The 20,857-nt window shown below is 50.8% G+C and carries 16 protein-coding genes; 8 read left to right on the plus strand and 8 right to left on the minus strand.

The features are described from left to right. Window positions 1-26: 26 nt before the first annotated feature. From QOL41_RS13170 to QOL41_RS13180, 3 genes are all read left to right on the plus strand, one after another. A complete protein-coding gene (locus QOL41_RS13170; RefSeq protein ID WP_198959548.1) occupies window positions 27-1,412 on the plus strand; it encodes a right-handed parallel beta-helix repeat-containing protein in 1,386 nt (461 codons plus the stop codon). 15 nt (window positions 1,413-1,427) lie between these two features. Further along, window positions 1,428-2,939, plus strand: coding sequence for a pectate lyase family protein (locus QOL41_RS13175; protein WP_072976513.1), 1,512 nt, complete (start codon window positions 1,428-1,430; stop codon window positions 2,937-2,939). Window positions 2,940-3,046: 107 nt separating this feature from the next. After that, window positions 3,047-5,017, plus strand: a complete 1,971-nt coding sequence (locus tag QOL41_RS13180; protein WP_283430135.1) for a T9SS type A sorting domain-containing protein — start codon at window positions 3,047-3,049, stop codon at window positions 5,015-5,017. A gap of 70 nt (window positions 5,018-5,087) precedes the next feature. On the opposite strand, the gene QOL41_RS13185 is transcribed toward QOL41_RS13180, so the two are convergent. After that, entirely contained in the window at window positions 5,088-5,840 is a 753-nt protein-coding gene (locus tag QOL41_RS13185) for a histidine phosphatase family protein (protein WP_283430136.1), read from the minus strand. Between QOL41_RS13185 and QOL41_RS13190 the strand changes: the two genes are divergently transcribed. Next, window positions 5,839-6,039 carry a hypothetical protein gene (locus QOL41_RS13190; protein ID WP_173654104.1) on the plus strand — a complete coding sequence of 67 codons (201 nt, stop codon included), beginning with the start codon at window positions 5,839-5,841 and terminating at the stop codon, window positions 6,037-6,039. The two genes, QOL41_RS13185 and QOL41_RS13190, sit on opposite strands and share 2 nt — an antisense overlap. 112 nt (window positions 6,040-6,151) lie before the next feature. Here QOL41_RS13190 and QOL41_RS13195 read toward each other — a convergent pair whose 3' ends face one another. The 3 genes from QOL41_RS13195 to QOL41_RS13205 form a co-directional block, all read right to left on the minus strand. Next, entirely contained in the window at window positions 6,152-8,065 is a 1,914-nt protein-coding gene (locus QOL41_RS13195) for a formylglycine-generating enzyme family protein (RefSeq protein WP_283430137.1), read from the minus strand. Window positions 8,066-8,244: 179 nt separating this feature from the next. Next, window positions 8,245-9,609 carry an SGNH/GDSL hydrolase family protein gene (locus QOL41_RS13200; RefSeq protein WP_283430138.1) on the minus strand — a complete coding sequence of 455 codons (1,365 nt, stop codon included), beginning with the start codon at window positions 9,607-9,609 and terminating at the stop codon, window positions 8,245-8,247. Between the two features lie 107 nt (window positions 9,610-9,716). Continuing rightward, window positions 9,717-11,366, minus strand: a complete 1,650-nt coding sequence (locus QOL41_RS13205) for a glycosyl hydrolase (protein ID WP_283430139.1) — start codon at window positions 11,364-11,366, stop codon at window positions 9,717-9,719. Between the two features lie 178 nt (window positions 11,367-11,544). On the opposite strand from QOL41_RS13205, the gene QOL41_RS13210 reads away from it, so the two are divergent. The 3 genes from QOL41_RS13210 (at window position 11,545) to QOL41_RS13220 (ending at window position 16,152) form a co-directional block, all read left to right on the plus strand. Beyond that, a complete protein-coding gene (locus tag QOL41_RS13210; protein WP_072801375.1) occupies window positions 11,545-12,393 on the plus strand; it encodes a TIGR02147 family protein in 849 nt (282 codons plus the stop codon). Window positions 12,394-12,434: 41 nt separating this feature from the next. Beyond that, a complete protein-coding gene (locus QOL41_RS13215; RefSeq protein ID WP_283430140.1) occupies window positions 12,435-13,637 on the plus strand; it encodes a hypothetical protein in 1,203 nt (400 codons plus the stop codon). Between the two features lie 214 nt (window positions 13,638-13,851). Continuing rightward, window positions 13,852-16,152: an Ig-like domain-containing protein gene (locus QOL41_RS13220; RefSeq protein ID WP_283430141.1), complete on the plus strand. Its 2,301-nt coding sequence runs from the start codon at window positions 13,852-13,854 to the stop codon at window positions 16,150-16,152. On the opposite strand, the gene QOL41_RS13225 is transcribed toward QOL41_RS13220, so the two are convergent. The 3 genes from QOL41_RS13225 to QOL41_RS13235 all read right to left on the minus strand — a co-directional run bounded on the left by QOL41_RS13225 (window position 16,124) and on the right by QOL41_RS13235 (window position 19,631). After that, the gene (locus QOL41_RS13225) at window positions 16,124-17,611 is read right to left on the minus strand and encodes a tetratricopeptide repeat protein (protein WP_283430142.1); all 1,488 of its coding nucleotides are present in this window, start codon (window positions 17,609-17,611) and stop codon (window positions 16,124-16,126) included. The two genes, QOL41_RS13220 and QOL41_RS13225, sit on opposite strands and share 29 nt — an antisense overlap. Before the next feature lie 46 nt (window positions 17,612-17,657). Next, window positions 17,658-18,758, minus strand: a complete 1,101-nt coding sequence (locus QOL41_RS13230; RefSeq protein ID WP_173654110.1) for a protein kinase domain-containing protein — start codon at window positions 18,756-18,758, stop codon at window positions 17,658-17,660. A 75-nt stretch (window positions 18,759-18,833) separates the two neighbouring features. Continuing rightward, a complete protein-coding gene (locus tag QOL41_RS13235; protein WP_283430143.1) occupies window positions 18,834-19,631 on the minus strand; it encodes an LOG family protein in 798 nt (265 codons plus the stop codon). A gap of 127 nt (window positions 19,632-19,758) precedes the next feature. Here QOL41_RS13235 and QOL41_RS13240 point away from each other — a divergent pair, with 127 nt between their 5' ends. After that, a complete protein-coding gene (locus QOL41_RS13240; protein ID WP_073057624.1) occupies window positions 19,759-19,971 on the plus strand; it encodes a DUF6812 domain-containing protein in 213 nt (70 codons plus the stop codon). A gap of 112 nt (window positions 19,972-20,083) precedes the next feature. On the opposite strand, the gene QOL41_RS13245 is transcribed toward QOL41_RS13240, so the two are convergent. Further along, window positions 20,084-20,821, minus strand: coding sequence for a hypothetical protein (locus QOL41_RS13245; RefSeq protein WP_283430144.1), 738 nt, complete (start codon window positions 20,819-20,821; stop codon window positions 20,084-20,086). Window positions 20,822-20,857 lie beyond the last annotated feature (36 nt).

A 20,857-nucleotide genomic window follows, 5' to 3' on the forward strand; every position in this document is an offset into this window, starting at 1 on the left:
TCGGAATATCAAAGGATGTACTTGGGATGAATTATTTGAAGAATATCCGCTTGGTGGAAATTTTGACGGCAGCTTTTGCCGTTTTGGCGCTTGCCGGGAATACCCATGTAAAGCCTGGCGACGATTTTATTTCGGCCATGACTAAGGCCTCCGCCGGAGATACCGTCTTTTTTGAAGCGGGAACATACCAGGTGCCCTATACAGAGGGTCAGGCGAATACGATTACACTTTCTAAGTCAGGAATGGCGGACAAGCCCATTGTGTTCTATGCGGCGGGCCATGCGACTGCCGTGATAGACTTCCAGTTCCCGGAACTCACCTATGTCGACAAGGGCGTGGGGCTGAGCATGACCGGCAGTTATTACGAACTTCACGGTCTCGCCATTACCCGTGCGGGATACCAGGGAGCCTATGTGACAGGGTCGTACAACAAGTTCTACAACATGTCGTTTTTCGAAAACCGCAATTCCGGTTTGGAAATTAACAAGGGCGGGAATCATACGCTGGTGGTCAACGTAGATGCGTACCGTAATTATGACCCCAAGAAAAAGGGCGGCATGGCTGACGGCTTTGCGAGCAAGCAGACTCAGGGAGCAGGAAATGTGTTCATCAACTGCCGTGCTTGGGAAAATTCCGACGACGGTTTTGACTTTTTTGATTCACCCGACAGTGTCATTGTCTATGATTCCTGGGCGTTCCGGAATGGGGTCAATGTTTTTGGCTATGCGGCCGAGCTCTTTGATGGAAACGGCAATGGCTTTAAGATGGGCGGCAATAAAGCCCAAGCGAATCACCGTTGCACGCGTTGTATTGCGTTTGACAATCCGGTAAAAGGCTTTGACCAGAACAACAATACGGGTGGCATTACGGTGGAACAGAGCCTTGCTTACCGCAACGGAAGCAGTGGTGCCGCCAATTATGGAATGGGTGGGGCGCTGAATGCGGGGCAAAAGCATCACTTGCGGAACAATATCTCTTATAAGGGCAAAAATGCCGACTCTTTTGGTTCGTCTAGCGAACAGAAAACGAATTCCTGGAGCATTTCGGTGACTGTGAGTGACGATGACTTTGAGTCGTTGGACACGAGCCTTGCGACGATTGCCCGAAATGCGGATGGACTGCTCCCGTACACAAAGTTGTTCCGCCTGAAAAAAGGAAGCGTCTTGATTGACAAGGGGACGGAAATTGGCTTTGATTATGTTGGCTCGGCACCGGATCTTGGACCTTACGAATATGGCGAAATTGCAGCAGAATCCAGTTCTTCGGAAGTGTCTTCTAGCAGTGCTACAACGACTGTTATTCGCCGCAGGGTGGCCCCTGCTGACAGGCGTAAAGATGCTCCGAGGTTCAATGCATTGGGGCGTTCGGTAAAATCCGCAGAACCTTTCCGTTGGAGCGTCAGTTGGTTTTAATAAAGAGGTGGAAAAATGAAAGCAAAATATTTGGCAATTCTCTTGATGAATGTGGGGCTCTTTGCGGCTACCCCTAACTTCGATATGGTGGGGTATGCCACTTTGGAAGGGGGCACTACCGGCGGTAACGGGGGCAAGGTTGTGGAAGTCTCCAACTTTGCAGAATTTAAACAGTACGCCGAAGATTTGGAAACTCCTTACGTCATTATCGTGAAGGGTGAAATCAATACCGGTATCAAGACGTTTATCGATGAAAATGGCCATGTGGCCTCTTCGGGTACGGCAACGACTTATGGCGAATTGGTCTTGGTCGGCAATAACAAGACGATCATCGGTAAAGGCGAATCGGCGTTCCTTAATCGAGTGGGCCTGATGATTCAGAATAAACATAACATCATCATTCGTAACATCAAGTTCACCATGAGCGATGTTCCCATTAGCAAGACCGACGAAAACAAGGTGATCGCTTTCCGCAATGGGGCAGAAGTTGTCCTCAATGACCCGGACTGCATCGCGATTTCTGCGGACTCTGCTGCCACTAACTGGGCTGACAAGAATAAGCAGGGAAGCCATAACATTTGGATCGATCACTGCGAATTCTATAATGCCTACACCAGCAACAAGGACCGCTACGATGGTCTGCTGGATGCCAAGAACAACATTTACAATGCGACTTTTAGCTGGAATTATTTCCACAACCATCATAAGGGAAGCCTCATTGGCAATAGCAACGGAGATAGTCTTCGTCATGAAATAACTATCCACCATAACTTTTATAAGGACCTGGATGCGCGTACTCCCATGATGCGCCATACTAAAATTCACCTTTATAACAACTATGTTCTCGGTCAGGGAACCGGCAACGGCCCGAATGTTCGCTATGGTTCTGACGACTACTTTGAAAATAATCACTATGCGGGCCTCAGCAAGGCGATTTTCGCTGGCGATGATGGCGTGGCTACCATTGTTGGAAACTATTACGAAGGCTGCGCCAACTTCCAGAGTAGTGGCTGTAACAGCAAAAAAATGAAGATTTCCGTAAATCCCGGTACTTCGCTTACTTCCAAGGATACCGCATGGGTCACTTACGATACGGAAATCCCTAAGGGAACTTTCAATCCCAAGAGCGTCTACAGCTATAGTGCAGATCCCGTAGGCGATGTGAAGGGCTTGGTGACAAATTATTCTGGCATTGGTAAAATTGATATCAGCGAATATGAAAAAGGAACGAAAATCGACCCGGTGATTGTTAGCTCAAGTTCTGTCGCCGAAGTAAGTTCTAGTAGCGTTACGAGTTCTTCAAGTAGCTCCGAAAACACAACGCGGTTGATTGCAACCGATGTCGAGTTCACCATTTCGCCTATGACCAAGGTGCAAATTTTCTCCTTGACAGGAAAACTGATCAAGCAGGGCTTTTACAGCGAATGGGAACAATTGAAGTCTAGCCTCCCGCAAGGCCACTACATTGTGCGAGGGCTTCACCAAACATTAATATTCCAGTCCCGAAGAAAATGCTCTCGTCTTTAAGGTAGTGGAGCAATCGTTGTCTGTAGACAACACGTAAACAAAGTTTTCGACACTCCTTAGCTTGCTAGGGAGTATTTTTTATGTCAGCATAAAAGTTGGAGTGTGTTATGCGAAAAAGTTGTTTGGGATTGATTCCGGGCGCCGTTTTGTCGGCTGCCCTAGGTGTTCACACATACGCGGCGTCGGGTGATGCTTACACATGGCCCGGTTACCGCAGCGACCTGGATTACGACACAAAGTCTAATCTGGGCGACATTCAGCCGCCGACCAAGTTCAATAACAATTGTTCGGGCGTTACCGGAAAGAAGGCCGGTAAATGGTGGGCGTTTTATTGGGGCAAGGATCGCGACAGCCGCATTACCGACGTGACGATTGATTCGATCCTCAAGAAGTACGATACCGATTTCGAGTACCTGTACAATGAGATGGGATGGGCGCCGGATGCCCAGGCGCAAGAAGGCCAATACAGTGCCGTTTATTACTATGGCTCGGGCACTTGCGCAGGTGGTGCGAAGGAAGATACTACGGGTGGTTGGCAGACATGGGTGGCAGGCTACACGGCGGTGGCGGCTTCGTTCTATCCGCTCTACAGTTTTAACACGAGTTGCCCCTACCGCGATCGCGTGGCACAGATGGATGCGATGATTCACGAGGGAATCCACTCGATGACGAACGGCTACCCTGGCGCAAAGGATGCGCACTGGTTCCAGGAAGCGGGTAACACCTGGATTCAGCAGGATATGTTCAGCCACCGCGATGGTGTATACAGCGGTATGGGATTTCTGAATGCGGCGACGGTTATTGCGCCGTTTATGCCTATTGAAACCTATTCGGGCTGGCTGATTGACGGCACTTTCGGTGGCCCTGGTGGCGGCGCCGATGGCGGTGGCGTGACCGGTAAGAATCAGCGTTACCTGCTGGGTGGCTCGCAGTATAGTAACATCTTCCCGACGTTTATCGGAACGTGGATCGGTACGGGGGCTGTTCGCTGGATTTACGGAAACGCTTACGGTAAGACCAAATACCTGCTCGAGACCTACGGCCTCGACAAGGGGCTGGGCGATGCGGGCGTGCGCAGGCTCATTACCGAATTCCGCGCAAGGCTTGCGATGCTCGACATGAAAAAATGGTCCGGCGAAATCAGGAACCTGCTGAATCAGCATTTCGGAAGCGACACCTACTGGGAACAGGACATGTGGGACAACAACAGGAAAAGCTACACCTGGACCATGACGCCTTACCAGACGGTTTCTGAAAACGGTGGTTACCTGGTTCCGGATCAGGAAACGACTCCGGGCTGGTCGGGCTCGAACGTGGTTCCGCTGAAAGTGCAAAACGGCGCAAAAGAAGTCACTGTGAGCTTCTACCCGAACGGCGCAAATTCCAACAACACGAATATGAACTTCTTGCTGTGCTACCGCGCGACCGATGGCACGCCTGTATACAGCGAACCCATTACGGGCGAGGGCTCTGCAACGCTTCGCCTGGACAAGACGCCTTCTTCGACAAACGGCACGCAGATGGTTTTCGCGGTCATCGTGAATACGGATTATCAGTACACCGGCAACACGGGGATTCGCAAGCTGCATTACGATTATAAGTTGAAACTGGAAACGGGCGTAAGTGGCGCGGGTGCAGCAAACGTCAAGTATTACAACGACTTTAAACTGGATTACAAGTGGCCCGAAATCGGCGAAACCCCGGTTGCGTCCAGTAGTTCTGTAGCATCGAGTAGTTCTATCGCTCCCGCAAGTTCCAGCAGCGCGGAGCCGACTTCTTCGAGTAGCGAAACGTCGACGGCAATTGCTTTTGAACCGTTGAACGTGCCTTCGCATATCAATGTCAAATTTAAACGTGGAATTGTAACGGTTGACTACGTTTTACCGCAGCGTGAAAATGTGATGGTTAGCTTGTTTACGGGATTTGGTGCTTTAATTGCCCAAGAAATGGTTGGCGTGCAGAATGCCGGTGCGCATACGCATTCTTTTGACCTAAGTCAAATGCCGGCGGGATCCTATATCGTGAAGGTGACAACCGGCGGCTACCGCGAAGCGAAATCAATAAACATTTTCCGATAAATCGATGATACCAAACAAAGGCGCCCCGGCGAATGCCGGGACGCTTTTTGCTGTGGCTTGGGGAAATTTTCTATTTGGTGTAAATCTTGTGCTCTGCCATATAGATGGCCAGAAAGTCTATGACGCCGGAATCGGCGCCTTTTACAGGAATATAGCGCAGGTTGTTTTGCGCATCGGCAATAACGGCTAGCCCCGCGATGAAGTTAATCCAATGGTAATCCTCGTGATACTTGAGGGCGACCTTTTTCTGCGAACCGAAAACGGCAAGCGGCATCACGAAGATGTCGTGCGACACCATGATGGTGACGCGTTTCCATCTGGATAAATTTTTCAGGATGACCGTTTGCATAAATTCCTGCGCACGGGGCTCCATTTCGTAAAATGTTTCTGGGTATCCGCCTTCGTATGCCCAGCGAGCCATCAGTTCTATTGAACTGCCTTTTAGACCGAGCGCGGTCGCTTGCTTTGCGAGAGAATCGGCCGAAATTTTTAGGAACCAATTGCCAGTAATGTCGTAATTCGTGATGAGTTTCGGGGACGTCGCTTCGCCGCGTCCTTTCGAGATTTGGTTTGCGGTTTCGTTCGTGCGCACGAATCCCGAAGTGACGTACGAGAATTCCTCTTCACTCTTGAGTGTTGCTCCTAGATCCTGTGCCATCTGGATTCCGTTTGCGGTGAGTTCGGTTTCCAAAGCCACGTCATCTTCACGTTCGGAATGGCGGATGATAAAAACCGCCTTTTCGTCGGGGGCGAGGCTCTTGTAGACGTCGGCGACGGTAGCGAATCCGTCTTTGTCCAAAACGATTTCCGGAGAGGTATCCATGATTGCGGACGAAGAAGATTCCTCAATCGAGGAGGAACTGCTGACTTGCAGTTCTGCTGAAGATGATAGGGCGTGCGGAATTTGCTCGCTTGAAGAGGATGCCGGAATGGCCGAGGATGACATTGCCAAAGAAGGCATTGTCGAAGACGACCATTCCGGGGAATCTTGCTCGGACGACGGCACGGGTATCCAGGAGTGATTGGAGGTTTTGTCGGACGAGCTTGATTCAATATCGGGACTAGATACTTTGTCATTGCATGCCGTGAGTGCTGCAATGCATGCGGTGGCAAAGATGAAAATGTACGTGCGCATTATGACCCCCACTGGTAATCACCAGCTTCATAAACGGGGTTTTCTCCGTTGAAGCCGCGGGGACGCTTGATTTTGTCATCGTAAAGGGTCTTGTTGAATATGCGGAAGTCGCCTCGTTCATAACTTTGGAATGAAATGTGGCAGAAAATGGGGCCTGCAGGCATATATTCGCTGTAGCTCATGGTGCGTTCGCCAGCGGTGTAGAGGTAGTTGAAGTATTTCCCGTTCAGCACGATGTGTAGCCCGATGTTGCCCACAGTGAACCAGCGGCCCTTTGCGAGGATATTCTCGTGATGCGTGTCGTCGTAATCCATCACTACGAATTCGGCGTCCCCATTCTTGTCGAGGTGGAATCGGTATTTGTGGTTGCCGCCACAGCAACGCCCGTCAAAGAACCAGGTGTATCCACTTGCGGCAGCAATACGCGGGTCGCGTACGCTTGTATCGGGGTGGGCGAGTTGTTCGTCTGTCACGAGACGCTCGGGTTCTACGGCGGCAATCAACTGTTCCAGTGTTTTCGGGTTGCTTACGGTCGTAAGGCTTACCTTGTTCTTAGCTTCGCTTGCAGCACGGCGGTACAGTCGGTAAGGAATGCCGTCGTCACTAATCATGGTGAGTTCATCTTGGCTGAACACGTAGTAGGCGTACGTTTTGGTTCCGGTTTTGGTGACCACGTTGAAGCTGCGGTTGTTGAGCGTGTACCATTGGCCGGAAACGTTCGGGAATCCTGAAACCGCCGCAATTCCGTCTTCGCCGATGATAACGGTATAGTCGTCGCTGATCCAGGCTTCGTCTGCTGCGGTAATGAGGCGGCAGTCGCGGTTTTTGTCTCCGGCACAAACCGCGTCGCTCGGGTTCGCCGCTTCGCAGGCGCTGATCATTCCCGGCGGAAGTTCGGTAGAGGCCCCTAGCCTAAATCCCATGTCGGCGGCGCCATCGCGGCTACGGATGGCCCGGCGGCTCACCCGAGCGAATTCGGCGGGCTCGCCGTAACTGCCGCCACGTCGCGTCTTGTTGCCAGAACCCGTGAGCTGAACCGGGTTGACTTTATCGCCTGCAGTATAACCCACGAGCCAGTCGTACACCCATTCCCAGGAATTGCCACTCATGTCGTAAAGCCCGAGCTTGTTCGGCTTCTTGCTGGCGACGTCGTGTGCCTTGCCACCGCTGTTTTCGGAATACCAGGCGACATCGTCAATGGCGTTGCCTCCTGAGAATTTGAAGCTGTCGGCAATCCCATCCTTACCTCCGCGAGCAGCAAATTCCCATTCGGCATCGGTAAGCAGGCGGTATTGCCTGCCTGTCAATTGCCCTAATTTACAAGCAAAATTATTCGCATCAAACCAGCTTACACCTATTTTGGGGGCGTTTCCTGATTCCCAAGCGTTTTTCTTGCCGCCCATGACGGCGTTCCATTGGCTGACTGTGACTTCGGTTTTGGCGGCAAAGTAGTCGCTGACGGTTACCTTGTGCGCGGGTGTCTCGTAAATTTTGTCTTGTTCGGCGCAGTTGTCGCACCCGCGTGTGTACGAACCTCCCGGAACATGAACCATGTCAAATAAGACGCCGTTTACAGTGTCGGAAAAATTTGCAGGTGCAATATATGAAAATCCTGTTCCGCTTGATGAAACTGGGGGGACAGCAAGTTCACCAGACGAGGAGGAGCTAATAAATAAAACGTCCGATGAACTTGTTGCAGTGAGTCCGCTCGAAGAATGGGTGTCGCCTGCGCTGAAAGCGGTTTCGGAACTGATTCCCTGAAGAGAATCAGCGTTTGACGAATCCGGAAAATTCGTTGCTGAGGAATCGCCCTCGGTGGGGGGAGTTAACCCACTTTCGGGCGATTCCGAGCAACCTCCAAACATCCCGGCGATAAAAGTAACCGCTATAACACCCGAGGAAAACTTGTGCATACGCACCCCCATCGAGTCTACATCCTTAACCGGTTTTAATATAAACTTAAACTAAAAGGAAAAGGCGTTATTTATTCTTTTACTGTGGACAATTGTGTCAACACCAATGTTTGCGTTTCAAAAAAAAGAAGCACTCCGTTCGGGGTGCCTCTTTGTTTGGTTTAGGAAGTTTTGCTCTTTTACTTTGCCCGTACGATACTTGTCTGCACCGCATTTTTGCCACGGATAATGACTATGTACTGCCCCGTCGGGATGTTTTCAAATTGTACCTGTCCGTAATTCTTAGAAAGGGCCTTTTGAGAAATGAGTTGCCCCGTTGCAGAAACAAGGGTTACGGAGGTTGCATTTAGTAAGTTGCCCTCAACGAAAATACTCTTCCCTTGCGCGTAAATTCGGGGGACCATAAACGTACTTGTCGCCTTTAAAGTCGTGGAGGAGTCTGGCGTTTTGGCGGCGGTGTCACCTACAGCGTATAAGGGCGCCAGTGCTTCTGCCCACAAGTGGTGCATGGCTTGACCGCCCTTGGTTTCGGCATTCGGGTGTACACCGTCGCTCGCCAACAATTCGGGATGTTCCTTAAAGTAACTGTAGAAATCAGGACCCTGCGGCAGGTCGTTATTTTCGACGAGTTTGTCTACGGCTTTCAAGAATGCCGGATTGATTTGCCAGCCCGCCTTTGCGGAATCGGTCGCGATAATCCGTGCAATCACGGGCGTGATTCCGTGAGCCTTTGCAGAGTCGATAATCGTCTGCATGTTGCTCACGTAGGTGTTCAGGTTCCAATCGCCACCGCCCCAGGCATCGTTGGTACCCATTTCGATTGCCCAGAATTTGACGTTGCCAGCGTATTCCAGATATTCGTTCAGGTGTTCCACGACTTCGGTGCTGTTGATGCAGCCAATGCCACCGCGCAACATGGCGGGCGTGTATTCCGGGAACTTTGCATGAATGAGCTGCGCCGTGGTGGAATCGGTATCCTGTTGCTTGATTCCCATCTGACTGATGCTTGTGCCCATAAAGAACCAGGTGTCGGTTCCGCCTGCGCTCATGTCGAAGGCTTCAATTTCAAGAATTTTGCCCACATCGCCTTCGCTTGCGATCTTGAACCAGGATTTGCCCGCAAAGTCGATGGTTACGCCACGTGCCATCACGGGGTTGTTCTGGATGGTGGCGGCCACTTCCCAGTCTCCGTCGGTACCGTCGGTGGAATTCGCCGAAGTCAAAATCTTGAAATTCGAGAGTGCGACTCCCGAGTGCCCGCAACCGCTCGTGAAATCGGTCGCCCAAGCACAATCGCCGAACGATTCCCAGTTGATCAAGAGCTTTTGGGGGCCTTCGCCCACGTTCAACGCGATTTCCTTGGCGCTGCTACTCTTCCAGTTGGTCAAGTAACCATCCGTCAGGTAATCTGTCGTTGTGGCTCCTGTATGAGCCGGCAAACCGCCAGAAACCAACTTGTTCGGGGTAATCCCGTAAGAGGCGCACATTCCGCATAACAAAAAAGCTGCGGTTGTGTTCGCCTTTTTTAAAGTAAAACAACCCATAAACACTCCAATTCAAAAAAGCGACGCTCCAAAAATAAACTCCAACCCCCGTTGTGTATTCATTTTTTTCGCGTCGCCTGTAAAATTCGTTGAAACCGACTCAATAGTTATTTTTTGATGTATACCGCATTCAAGTTGCGTCCCTGGATTCTTTGACGCACGATGTAGCGCCCCTGCGGAAGTCCCTGCGTAGTGAGTCCCACATAGTGGCCGTTCATGTCAAAGATGCCGATTGTTGTTGCAGGGCCGTAGAACGGCGATACCTTTGCAAGACGTGTCGTAGAGGTATCCTGGTTGGGCTTGTATTTGTCCCAGCCGGGCATGTCCTCGAGCGAAATAACACGTTCGTCACCCATGTTGCTCTTCCACACGGCATCCTTCGTCTGGCCGGGCCAGGTTCCGCTCCAGGTGCTGTACCACGGCATCCACCAGCTCCATACGGCTTCGTCGGTGTGCATGTTGTTCACGTCGGGAATGGGACCGTTTTCGCTGAGTGCGATAATCTTCGTGGCATTAGATGCGTTCTTGAACTTGTCAAAGGCGCTCGCGTTGCTTGAATGGTCGTTTGCGCTGTTGTAGATGTCGATAGAAAGCACGTCGTAGTATTCGCTGCCCGGATCCCAGGTGGTAACGGTAGAACCTTCGGGGTTGAACACCCAGATCATGTTCTTCACGCCCTTGACCTTCACCATGCGGTCAAATACCAGGCGGTAGAGGGCCGCGAACTGCTCGCCCGAATTGATACTCCACCAGAACCACTTTCCGCCCGCTTCGTGCAGGGGGCGGAAAATGCCTGCAACGCCATCTTTCTGCAGTTCGAGGAAGTAATCGGCAATATGGTCAATGTCGGCGATAATTCCCTTGTAGGCCGCACTTTCGGTGTCCCATTCGGTGGTGCCGCTCTTGAATCCGGTAGAGAAGTCGAAGTCCGTATATTCGTTGGTCCCTGCCGCACTCTGGATGTAGAATGCGTCCTTCTTGTCGAGGGGATCCTTCCAGTGCCAGGTGAATGCGGGAATGCCGCCTGCTTTCCAGAGACCCTTCGCTATAGAAATCGCCTTGTCGGTGTATTCCATGTTCCAGCTACCGGAAGCGTTCGGGCCCGTTGCAAAAAGGAAGTCGAGGCCGACGAGTGCCGGGTACTTGCCCGTGCGCGTGTAGATGTACTTTACGTCGTCGTGGGTCTTGAAGTCGGCTCCCAGCGTGTAGCCGCTCATGTCGCCGGTCATGATTCCGCTAATTGTTTTCTTGCCGAAGTTTTCGCGCAAGAAACTGTAGAGTTTTACTGCGCTTTCGGTCGCGTTCGGGGTGACCGGGCTTGCGGAGAGCTCGAAGGGCTTTGATTCGTAGGCAGAAATGTCGATGTAGTCCACGTCGATCCAACCCCAGTATTTTTCGATAGCGACGGTATTTGCACCTGCCTTGAGCGTTACGGCCGTTGTGATGTCCGCCCACCCGGTCGTTGCCGCAAAGTCAATCGTGCCTGCGGTCGCTCCGTTTACCTTGAGGTAGTTTGCCTTGAAATCGCCCGCCTTGTAGCGGATGGTGAGCGTGTACTTGCCTGCGGATTCGGCGGTGACTCCCGTGAAGGTAATGTTGCCTTCTTGGAGGCTTGCGTACCCTGTGCCAGAGACGCCGCTGCTGTTGACAATTTTTGCCTCGCTAGATACGGTTGCCGATTCGGCTTCGTACTTGGTGGCGAAAGCTGTTGTTGCGAGGGTTGCCGCAAGAATTGCGACTGTATTTCTTTTAAACATTCAAACTCCTTGATACACCATTGTACCCTAAATTTATGCTTGTGAATGCATTTCGAGGAGTTTTTTTTGGGAAGGGCGTGGACAAAAATGTCAACAACTCCGAAAAAAAACATTAAAAAGCAGTTACGAAAATAGATTATTTTGATAATAGAAACTATATTATTGGGACGGGTCAACCATGTTCGCAAGAAACAAAATCAACATATACGATTACACCGACTACCGTAAATTCCTGCAGGACTTTTACGAACTCGAAAAGTCGCTCGATCCGACCTTCAGCTATCGGGTCTTTGCGTCTGCTGTGGACATGGACGCAAGTCTCTTGGTGAAAATCTTGCAGGGTAAGCGTCATGTGTCTTCGAAAGGTGTTGAACCATTCGTTGAATTGTTCCGTTTCAAAGAGGCGAAGGCTGAATATTTCCGCGAAATGGTCGCTTACGGCAAGGCAAAGACCGACGAAGAGGTGCGCAAACATTTTGAAATACTCCAGAAAATGCGCCCCGCTGCTTGCCGCGAACTTGATGAGGCTCGCTACCGTTATTTTCAACAGTGGTACTATCCGATGATTCGCTCGGCGCTCGATGTATTTGATTATCGGGGCCCGCAAAATGCCGCCGCACTCGCCGAGACATGCATTCCGAAACTTACCGCTACGCAGGTTGAAAAAGCGGTCGAGGCGTTGCTGCAGTTGGGGCTTGCCCGCCAACGCAAGGATGGCCGCGTGGAACCCACCGAGGCGCATCTCCGCACGCAGGAACACTGGCTGAGTGCCACCATTAGCGACTACCAGGGACGTATTGCGGAACTGGCGCGCGACTCGATAGCCAACACGCCGAAGGAAAAGCGCGATATCAGCACGCTCACCATGGCGCTTGACTCAAAACAGATCCAAAAAATCCGCGATATCCTCGCCGAAACGCGAAAATCCATCGTAAATGTGGTCAATGCGATGCCTTCGCAAATTTGCGACAGCGTTTATCAATTAAATTTCCAGTTATTCCCGATGATGAAAAAGGAAGAACGGTAAAAATGTTCCAGGTGTTTAGGATTCATAAATTGTTTTATTTCGTGCTCGGCCTGATTCTGGCGGCGTTTTCGGGCTGTTCCGACAGCGGCCCTGAAACTGCCGGAGCCACGAGCGAAACGACGAACGGGATTGCGGTCGTTGCGCTTGATGGAGTTCACAAGCCTGTGCCACAAGCGCGCGTCACTTTGTATCAGCGTGCTGGTTTCACTCCTGCGGAAAGTCCGTCCGAAGACGTGAATATCCAGGATGTGAGTCAGTTCCTCCCGTCTTATGTCACTGCGCTGGAAACCTCCACGGCAGATGATTCCGGAATGGTGCAGTTCGAGACTCGGCTGGATCAGTGCCAAGGTGCAAGGTGCTATGTCGAGGGAATTGCCGGCGAGGACTCCTCGCTTATGGTGTGGACAAAAATCAATGCGGCAGATTCCTTGGCAGATGAAATCGAGCTCTTGCCGTCTGTATCGCTTACGGTGCGTACCGGGGCGGCCGTTTCCGATTCTACTGTCTTGGGCAGTTCCGTGATGCTTGATGCGACTCCCTATTGCGCCAAAAATGATGGAAACGATTTCGTATTCACGCATGTTCCGGCGGGTCTATATACCATTGTCGCGAATAGTCAGCCCGTTGGCGATATTTCGCTTGACGCGGGCACTTCTGTTGACACGCTCCTGTGGTTCCAGGATTTGTCTCACGAATACGTTTTCGAGGATTTTGATGACGGTGACAATCTGAACAATTTGGCGAAAATATACCCGAATTACGGTTGGTACTACATACCGCACAAGGGGGCTACCTTCGAAAGTCCCGATAGTACGGGCTTTACGAGTGCGCTGATTGATGACGTTGCTAGCGGAAAGTATCTTTCGCTGAAGTTTACCATCCAGGATTCGGGCTACGTGATGCTCGGGACGCACCTTGGGCTTGATTCCGGCTACTATGATTTGAGCGCACTTTCCGCAGTCCGTATGAAAGTCCGCGGTGACTGCATGTTTGCCGTTGCGCTTGAACATTACCGCCAAATCGAGAATAACAACTATAACAAGGCGCTGTGGTTTACGAAGGCGAGCGATGGATGGACCGAACTGGTCTTACGCCCAGGCGAAGAAATCGTGGACAGTAAGAATTATCAAGTCTCTTGGGACGAAATCTCAAGCGAAATTGGCATATTCAGCATCTTTATCTATAACGGATCTTTCCTGGAAATAGATGAAATTGTATTCGAAGGGATTGGCTCGATTGAATAATAGACGGTTTCGGCCGTAGTCCGCGGACAACCCTAAATTTCGAAAACCCTACCCAGCACTCCGATAGGAGTGTATTTTTTTTGCGTAAAACGATTTTTTACAAGTCGTTGTCAACAACCAAACACATATTAACGTGCTTGGCAGATAACGTTTTGAAAATAGAAGTGTCATAGTTAGATTATAAATGGTGTAATAGCTCAAAAAAGAGGAAAAAATGGGAGTAAAAAAGGATGTTGGGTTGGCTTTGGCGGGCGTTGTCTCGCTTTTTGGAATTTCTACCGCCGCAATTCCGGCGACAGAGGTGGTGACGCTTCCGTCGGAAGCCGCTTATGGCGGTGGTGACAAAGTTGGTTCGCAGTTGGTTGCCGCGACATACAATGCGGGCGAGGGTCCGGGTATCTGGATCGTGGCCGATGGCGGCTACAGGCTCTACCATAATGGCGCGCTCCTTGCCGAAGATAATCAGGCGGGCCGCGTACGCTTTGTTCCGATGACGTTCCTCCCTGGCGAAAATGCAATTTCGGTCGTGGGCGTGAACGGTAAGGGCGCCCCGGGCGTCTTGGTGCAAATTGATGACCTCGACAAGTCTTACTATTCCGGCAGTGACTGGAAATCGAAACCTTCGGTCGGTAACGCTTCTTGGAAAAACAAGGGCCGCGACCTTTCGCAGTGGGGTGGCGCTACTGCCCTCAGCTATTCTAGCGACAAGCTCCCGAGCGGCGGCTCACTTTCTGGCTTTGCTGCAAACACGCAAGCCAAGTGGATTTGGACCTCTGCCGAAACAGACCCGACGGCGGTTCTGTTGTTCACATTCAATGTGAAGGCCGAAGGCTTCGGTGCTTCTACGACGGGTGGCGCCGCTGGCAATATCGTTTTCGCAAGCGATTCCGCAAGCATTCGCAAGTATTTGCAGAGTAACGATGCCGTGACGATTCTGGTACCCGAAGGCACTTACGACTTTAGACAGCTCAGGAATGCCGTTACCGAAGCCAAGAGCAAGAGCCGCACTTGGTGCAAAAAGACTTGTGACGAAAAGAACGCTGTCACGGGCAAGACCAATACGTTCTACCGCATTACTTTTAAGGCAAATAGCTGCGCCGACTTGAACGAAAGCGGCGTGCAGATTGTGCAAGAAAGCGAAAATTTGAAACAGTGGGACAACTGGATTACTACCAAGGCGAATAAGACTTTGGTGGGTATGGGCCGCGGCGCGAACTTGCGCGGGGCCGCTATTGCCATTCGCAGCAATGAAGGCTCGTACAACCACATTTACCGCAACCTCGCCATTTACGACGTGAACCCGCACTTGATCGAAGGCGGCGACGGCCTTGAAACGGTGGGAACCGCCTCGAAGCATGTGAAAGGTTTTTGGGCTGACCATATTAGCTACAAGTGGATTAGCGATGGCATGGATATGGAATTCTTGGACGATGCGACCATCAGCTATCTGGATTTTGACGGAGCAAATGAATACAACTGCTGGGGTACCGACCCTTACATGGCTCTTGTCGAAGACGCCCATTTGACTTATGCAAATAACTACTGGCACAATACCTATGGCCGCGTGCCGAAGGTCACCGGCGAAAACAACGGTTCGCAGGTGCATTTGTACAACCAGTATGTGGATTATAACCGATTCTTTGTGGCAGGTGCTAACGGCCATAGCGCAAGCGCCAAGGCTTACGTGCGCTACGAAAACAGCTACATCGATAACGGCAACGGTTACCTCGCTGAATGGGGCGATTATGGCTATGTGTACTTTAGCGGAGTTACGCTGGGTAGCAAGACCAAGCAACAGCACCGCTACAACGGTACGGTAACGCAGGGCATTCCGCAGGCAGAAACCTTCAACCCGAGCTACAGTTTTGAAAAGCGCACCGTCGCAAACCTCCCGAAAGAAATTCCGAACCTCTCGGGCGTGGGTGGCCGTTACGGCAAAATGCCTGAATACGACCAGGGCTTTGGTCAAAGCAACAAGGCTGCAAGCGTCTCGATGACGGCGCCTTCTGCCGGTGCCAAGTTCGATGCCGGCAAGGCTGTCACCTTGAGTGCCATCGCCAAGGATAACGACGGCTCTGTCAAGAAGGTTGATTTTTATGTCGGAACGACTTTAGTCGGCTCTGCGACGGCGTCGCCTTACCAGGTGAATGCCGAAGGCCTTGCTCCGGGCACGCATTCTGCTGTCGCTGTCGTGACGGATAACTCCGGGCTCACTTGGATGTCGGAATACGTTACGTTTACGGTCGAGGGAACGCTTGTAGAATCTTCATCAAGCGTAGTGCCTGAATCCAGCTCTTCTGAAATGGAATCTAGCAGCAGCGCAACGACCGCGATTGCCCAACGCGTGAATCTCGGCACTGAAGCAGAAACAGCCTACTATCGCATATTTGACCTGCAAGGCCGCCCGTTGTTTACGGGTATGCAAATGCCGGCCAAAATGCCGGCAGCCCACGTGATGGTGGTTGAATATTCGAAAAACGGTAGTGTTAATCGCCGTTATTTGAAGAATCGGTAAGGGCCTTGTAGGAATCCAGGATCTTTTGCGCTTGCTTAGCCAAGATGTCGGTTTTGTTCATCTCGATGACTTTTCGCAAGTGCTTAAGACCGTCTTCAACGTCAATTTCGCGAATGACGCAGGTCTCGCCCAAGGTATAGAGGGCGCGCCTTGCGAAGTTCTTGTCTTTTTCAAGCGAAAGGCCTTTCTTTAAGAGCATGATGGCTGCTTCGGGAGCGTTCTTGGTCTTCGCGATTTCGCCCCATTCAAGCCACTGGTTGCTTGAAACTTCGATGTAGAGCTTATTCATGCTATCTGCCAACGAAAGAACCGCAGCCTTGTCGATGGGATGTTCCTGCAAAAGCTGGACCATCGATTGCGTCAGCAAGCTCAGAGCCTGTTCGGGGCGACCGCCCTTGGCATTTTCAATACCCGATTGAATCATGGCTCGAGTCTTACTCTTCATTTCGGCCATGGGGTTGCGCTTTTCTATGCGGCGCGCCCTTTCTGCCAAAGCTTCTTGCTTGAGTTCAAAACGGGTCTTGCGACGAGTCTCGATTTTCAGGCCGGCAAATGCGCCTGCTCCAAAGGCAACGGGCGAAAGCACGGTGACGGCGCCGAAAATATTCGGATTGATAAACCAGTTAACCGCCATGTCGAGCACGAGTCCGGTAAAGCAAATTGCCGAAAGAATCTGTGATGTCAGTTCCTTGCGCGGGGCGAATGCGGTTGCGCCAAGCAAGAATGCAATAGTCAGGCTCATGCCCATGTAGCGTTCACCGCTGTAATGGTCAAAGAAACTCGTGCCGGTCATGAGGTTTACAAAAATACCGCCAGCGAGTGCCCAGCCTACAATGCAACCCCACAGAATAAACCATTGCCAGCGCTTTTCCAAGTGCACCAGCGCAAATACAAAGAGTCCGGCGAACAGAATGTAGCTCCATACGCTCGGGAACAGAATCCAGCTAGTGAGCAGACGATCGTACTGTTCTTTCTTGGGCACGAATGCCATATTGTAGCGTGCGAATTTGTCGGTGTAGCTATCAATCCATTTTGCAAGTTCTTGCCTAAAGTCAGATTCGCTCGGGTAGCGGTTATTCTTTGATATAAATTCTTCTTTGCCGCCTTTGATTTCCCACCATTCTCGGAAATCTTTTCTCATGACTTCTACGCGGTCTTCGATAATGTACGAAGGCTTGATAGAAAGAGCCCTGTTGCGGAACTGCTCAAATTCTTCTTGTCTGACTTTTTCGGTCGGTTCGACTCCGACGACCTTGAACTGGTTTGCGCCTTCTTCTTCCCACCACTTGTTGAAAGATTTTTCGATTCCCCTTTCGTAGCGGCCTTGCTTGATTTGCGGCATGACTCCGGTGACGGCATTAAAAATGCCAATGCCAATAATTGCCAAAACGACCAAGTAATGAATTGGCTTAACTTTTTTCAAAAGAGCGATAACATTCGAGATAGAGGGCTTTTTCATACCCTGAATATAACTAATGAATTAGAAAGTGAAAATTTTATTTTTATTAAAAACGATTGTATTCGCGCAGCTGATTCCACAAGAAGTCCGTGTTCACGTCGCGGTAGCCTTGGGCGTTTACGCGTTCGCGCAATTTGTGAGCGATATCAAACAAATTCGGACAACTTTGCATACGTTCAAAGCTGTCGAAAATGGTGAGGTTGTCAATCCACTGCGTGAGTTCCGGGAATCTCGGATCGTGGAAGCGGTTTTCGCGACCGGTCTTCAGATATTCCAAGTAACGGTCGGTAATGCGGTAGCCGTCTTCGATAAAGATGTCCATTGAATGCGGGAACAGCTTTTCGCCGGTCAGGTATTCGTGTACGATAATGCCGAAGCTGAAGTAGTCCACCGAGGCCGACAGGTTTTCACCCATGATAGCCTGTTCGGGAGCGCTGTAGCAAGGCGTCATCTGTCCACCGTACTCGGTGATGGTGTCGCGCATTTTTGCCTGAGCGTAACCGAAGTCGCACACGAGAATCTTGTGGTTGTTCTTGTGTTGCGGATTTTGGCACAAGAGCAAGTTCTTGGGCTTTAAATCTTTGTGCACCACTTGGTAGTAATGCAACTGGCTAATCGTATTTGCCAGGTAGGCGAGTTGGGCGACTCGATGCAGGATTTCGTCGTCACTTAGTTCTTTCTTGAATAACCTATCCAGAGAGCAACCCTTAATAAACTCCATCTTGAGGTAAGGGTGTCTGCCGGCAATGCCGCCGCCCATGCTCTGCACCACGCCTTCGATATTGGTGGCGTGAATCAGGTTGTTAATGCGGATTTCGTCTTGGAAAGCGCTCAAGAGACTGTTCAGACGGTGAAGTCTGTTCTTGCCGGGGCTTGCCCAGAACTTGCAAATCTTGACGACGATTTCTTGCTCCACATAGCGGCTGGGGTCGTTCGGGTGTTCCAGCCAGTATTGGGCGCGGTAAAGGTTGTTGGTGCCTTCGAGTGTCAGGGGCTCGACGAGCTGAATGTGCTGCATGGCACCGTTGTGCATGTATTCTGGATTCTGGTCGAACCACCGCTGGTATTCTTCCATGGTGTAGTTCGGGCGGAGAGCCAAATTTCTAGATACTCGATCTAATGTTTCTGCCAGAATGTTTCGAATCATGCCCCAAATTTAGCTAATCCCCAAAACAAAACAAGGTGCCGCAGAGCGACACCTTGCAATAAAAGTTATTTGAGATTAATCCATAGTCTTTTCGAGAGCCGTTGTAATGACATTGTAAGCATCTTCTACGGTATCGCAGAAATGGAACAGCTTGAGGTCGTCCTTGTCGATCATGCCTGTTTCGGCGATGTAGTTCCAGTTGATGACCTTGTTCCAGTACTTGCTGCCGTAAATCACGACGGGCATCTTGTCGCCGTATTTTTTTGTCTGGATCAGCGTCAAGATTTCGAACATTTCGTCGAGCGTGCCGAAACCGCCAGGGAACACCACGAGTGCTCTGGCCATTTTCATGAACCAGTACTTACGGATAAAGAAGTAGCGGAACTGCAGGTTCAGATCGTCGTCGATGTAGGGGTTCGGGTGCTGCTCGAAGGGAAGCTTGATGTTCAGGCCAACCGAAGAGGTGCCCACATCGTTTGCGCCACGGTTACCCGCTTCCATAATGCCCGGACCGCCACCGGTCATCACCGCAAATCCGTGGTCGTGTTGCTTGTTTGCCCAACGGCCAAGTTTTGCGCCGAGTTCGCGTGCGGCGTCGTAGTATTCAGCGACGGCTTCCAGTCGTTTGAGTCGGGCAAGTTCGGCTTTGTTCTTGCAGCTCTTTTGGCGTTTCTTGAGTTCGGCCATGGGGAGCGTGCGGGCAGAACCGAAGAACACGATGGTGTTCTTGATGCCTTCTTGTGCAAAAATCTGGTACGGACCCATGAATTCGGAAAGAATTCTAATCGGGCGCCCGACATCGCTATCGATAAATTCCAGATTATGGTAGATCATTTTGCCGGGGGTCAGTTTGATTGCCTTTTTCGTTGCCATGGTAAACTCCTTGGTTGGGAACACCCAACAGCTATATTATATCCCTAAAATACACTCAAAAAGGCAAAAAGCAACAAAAAAACGCTTTTTTTCTACTTGCAAACAAAAAAAACTTTATATTTATAGCATGCTAGTAAAAATTTGGACCGACAGCTTTATCATCACGGGCGAAATCGATACGCTCCGCGATGAACGTCTCACGGACTACATCCGTGAAAACAAGGACTTTATTGCCGTCACGCAAGTGCGTGTGAGTGACAGGAGCGAAAAGGACCTGTTCCGTACGCACTTCTTGAACGTGAGTACGCGACATATCGAAATTATCTTACCTGCGGAATAATGCCAAGCGAATGCAATAGGCCCGGTAGCCTATTGCCGAAGCGCTGGATGAACATAAAAAGACCGCCCTAGTGGACGGTCTAAATTTTTTTTGCCTTAACAGGTCTTCTTGATTACATGAAGAACCAAGAGGCGTAAACGCCGGCCTTCAGGCCAAAGTCTAAGCGAGAATTGTCGACCGTGACAGAACCAAGAGCGTTGCTGGCTTCGGTGGATGTATAGGTGTAGTCGAAGCCGAGTCCAACCTTCCCCGTCAGAATAAAGTTGGGAACGATTTCTGCGTGGACGCCGAACATGAGGTCAATCAGGAAGTCGCCAGAAGATGCGGTCGTTTTGGTGTTGCTTGCAACATCGGTGGTTTCCGTTTCGCCGTTGCTCACGTAAATGAGGTCAATGCCAGCAGAGGTCAGCATAAGCGGCATGGGCAAGAAGTAGTCAAAGCCTGCGCCGATTGCAAGTCCGGTGTAGTTGTCTTCTGCATCCACTTCGGAAGAGACACCGCCAGCCGTGGTTTCGGTTGTGGTTTCGCCGTGGTGATAAAGGCCGATGATGCCGGTTACCATCATGCTTTCGTTGAGCTTAATCTTAACGTCGATTTGCTTCAGTTGCATATCGTTAAAATTCGAGGTGAGGCCCATGCCGATACCGAGGAATGCGGAACCGTCGGATTTGGCTTTCTTGGTGGCCTTAGTCGGCTTTGCAGGAGCTTCATCTTCTTCGTCGTCTGCAGCAGGTGCTTCAACGCGAGCCGGGGCGTCGTCTTCGTATTCATCTTCGTATTCGTCGTCCTGTGCGTAGCTGTAGGAGCACAAGGCGAGAGCCGTCACGGCTGCAAGAAACATTTTTTTCATAAGTTACTCCTTAAATGGGGGTTTCAAAAATCCATA

Source organism: Fibrobacter sp. UWB10 (assembly GCF_900182935.1).
Classification (GTDB): Bacteria; Fibrobacterota; Fibrobacteria; order Fibrobacterales; family Fibrobacteraceae; genus Fibrobacter; species Fibrobacter succinogenes_O.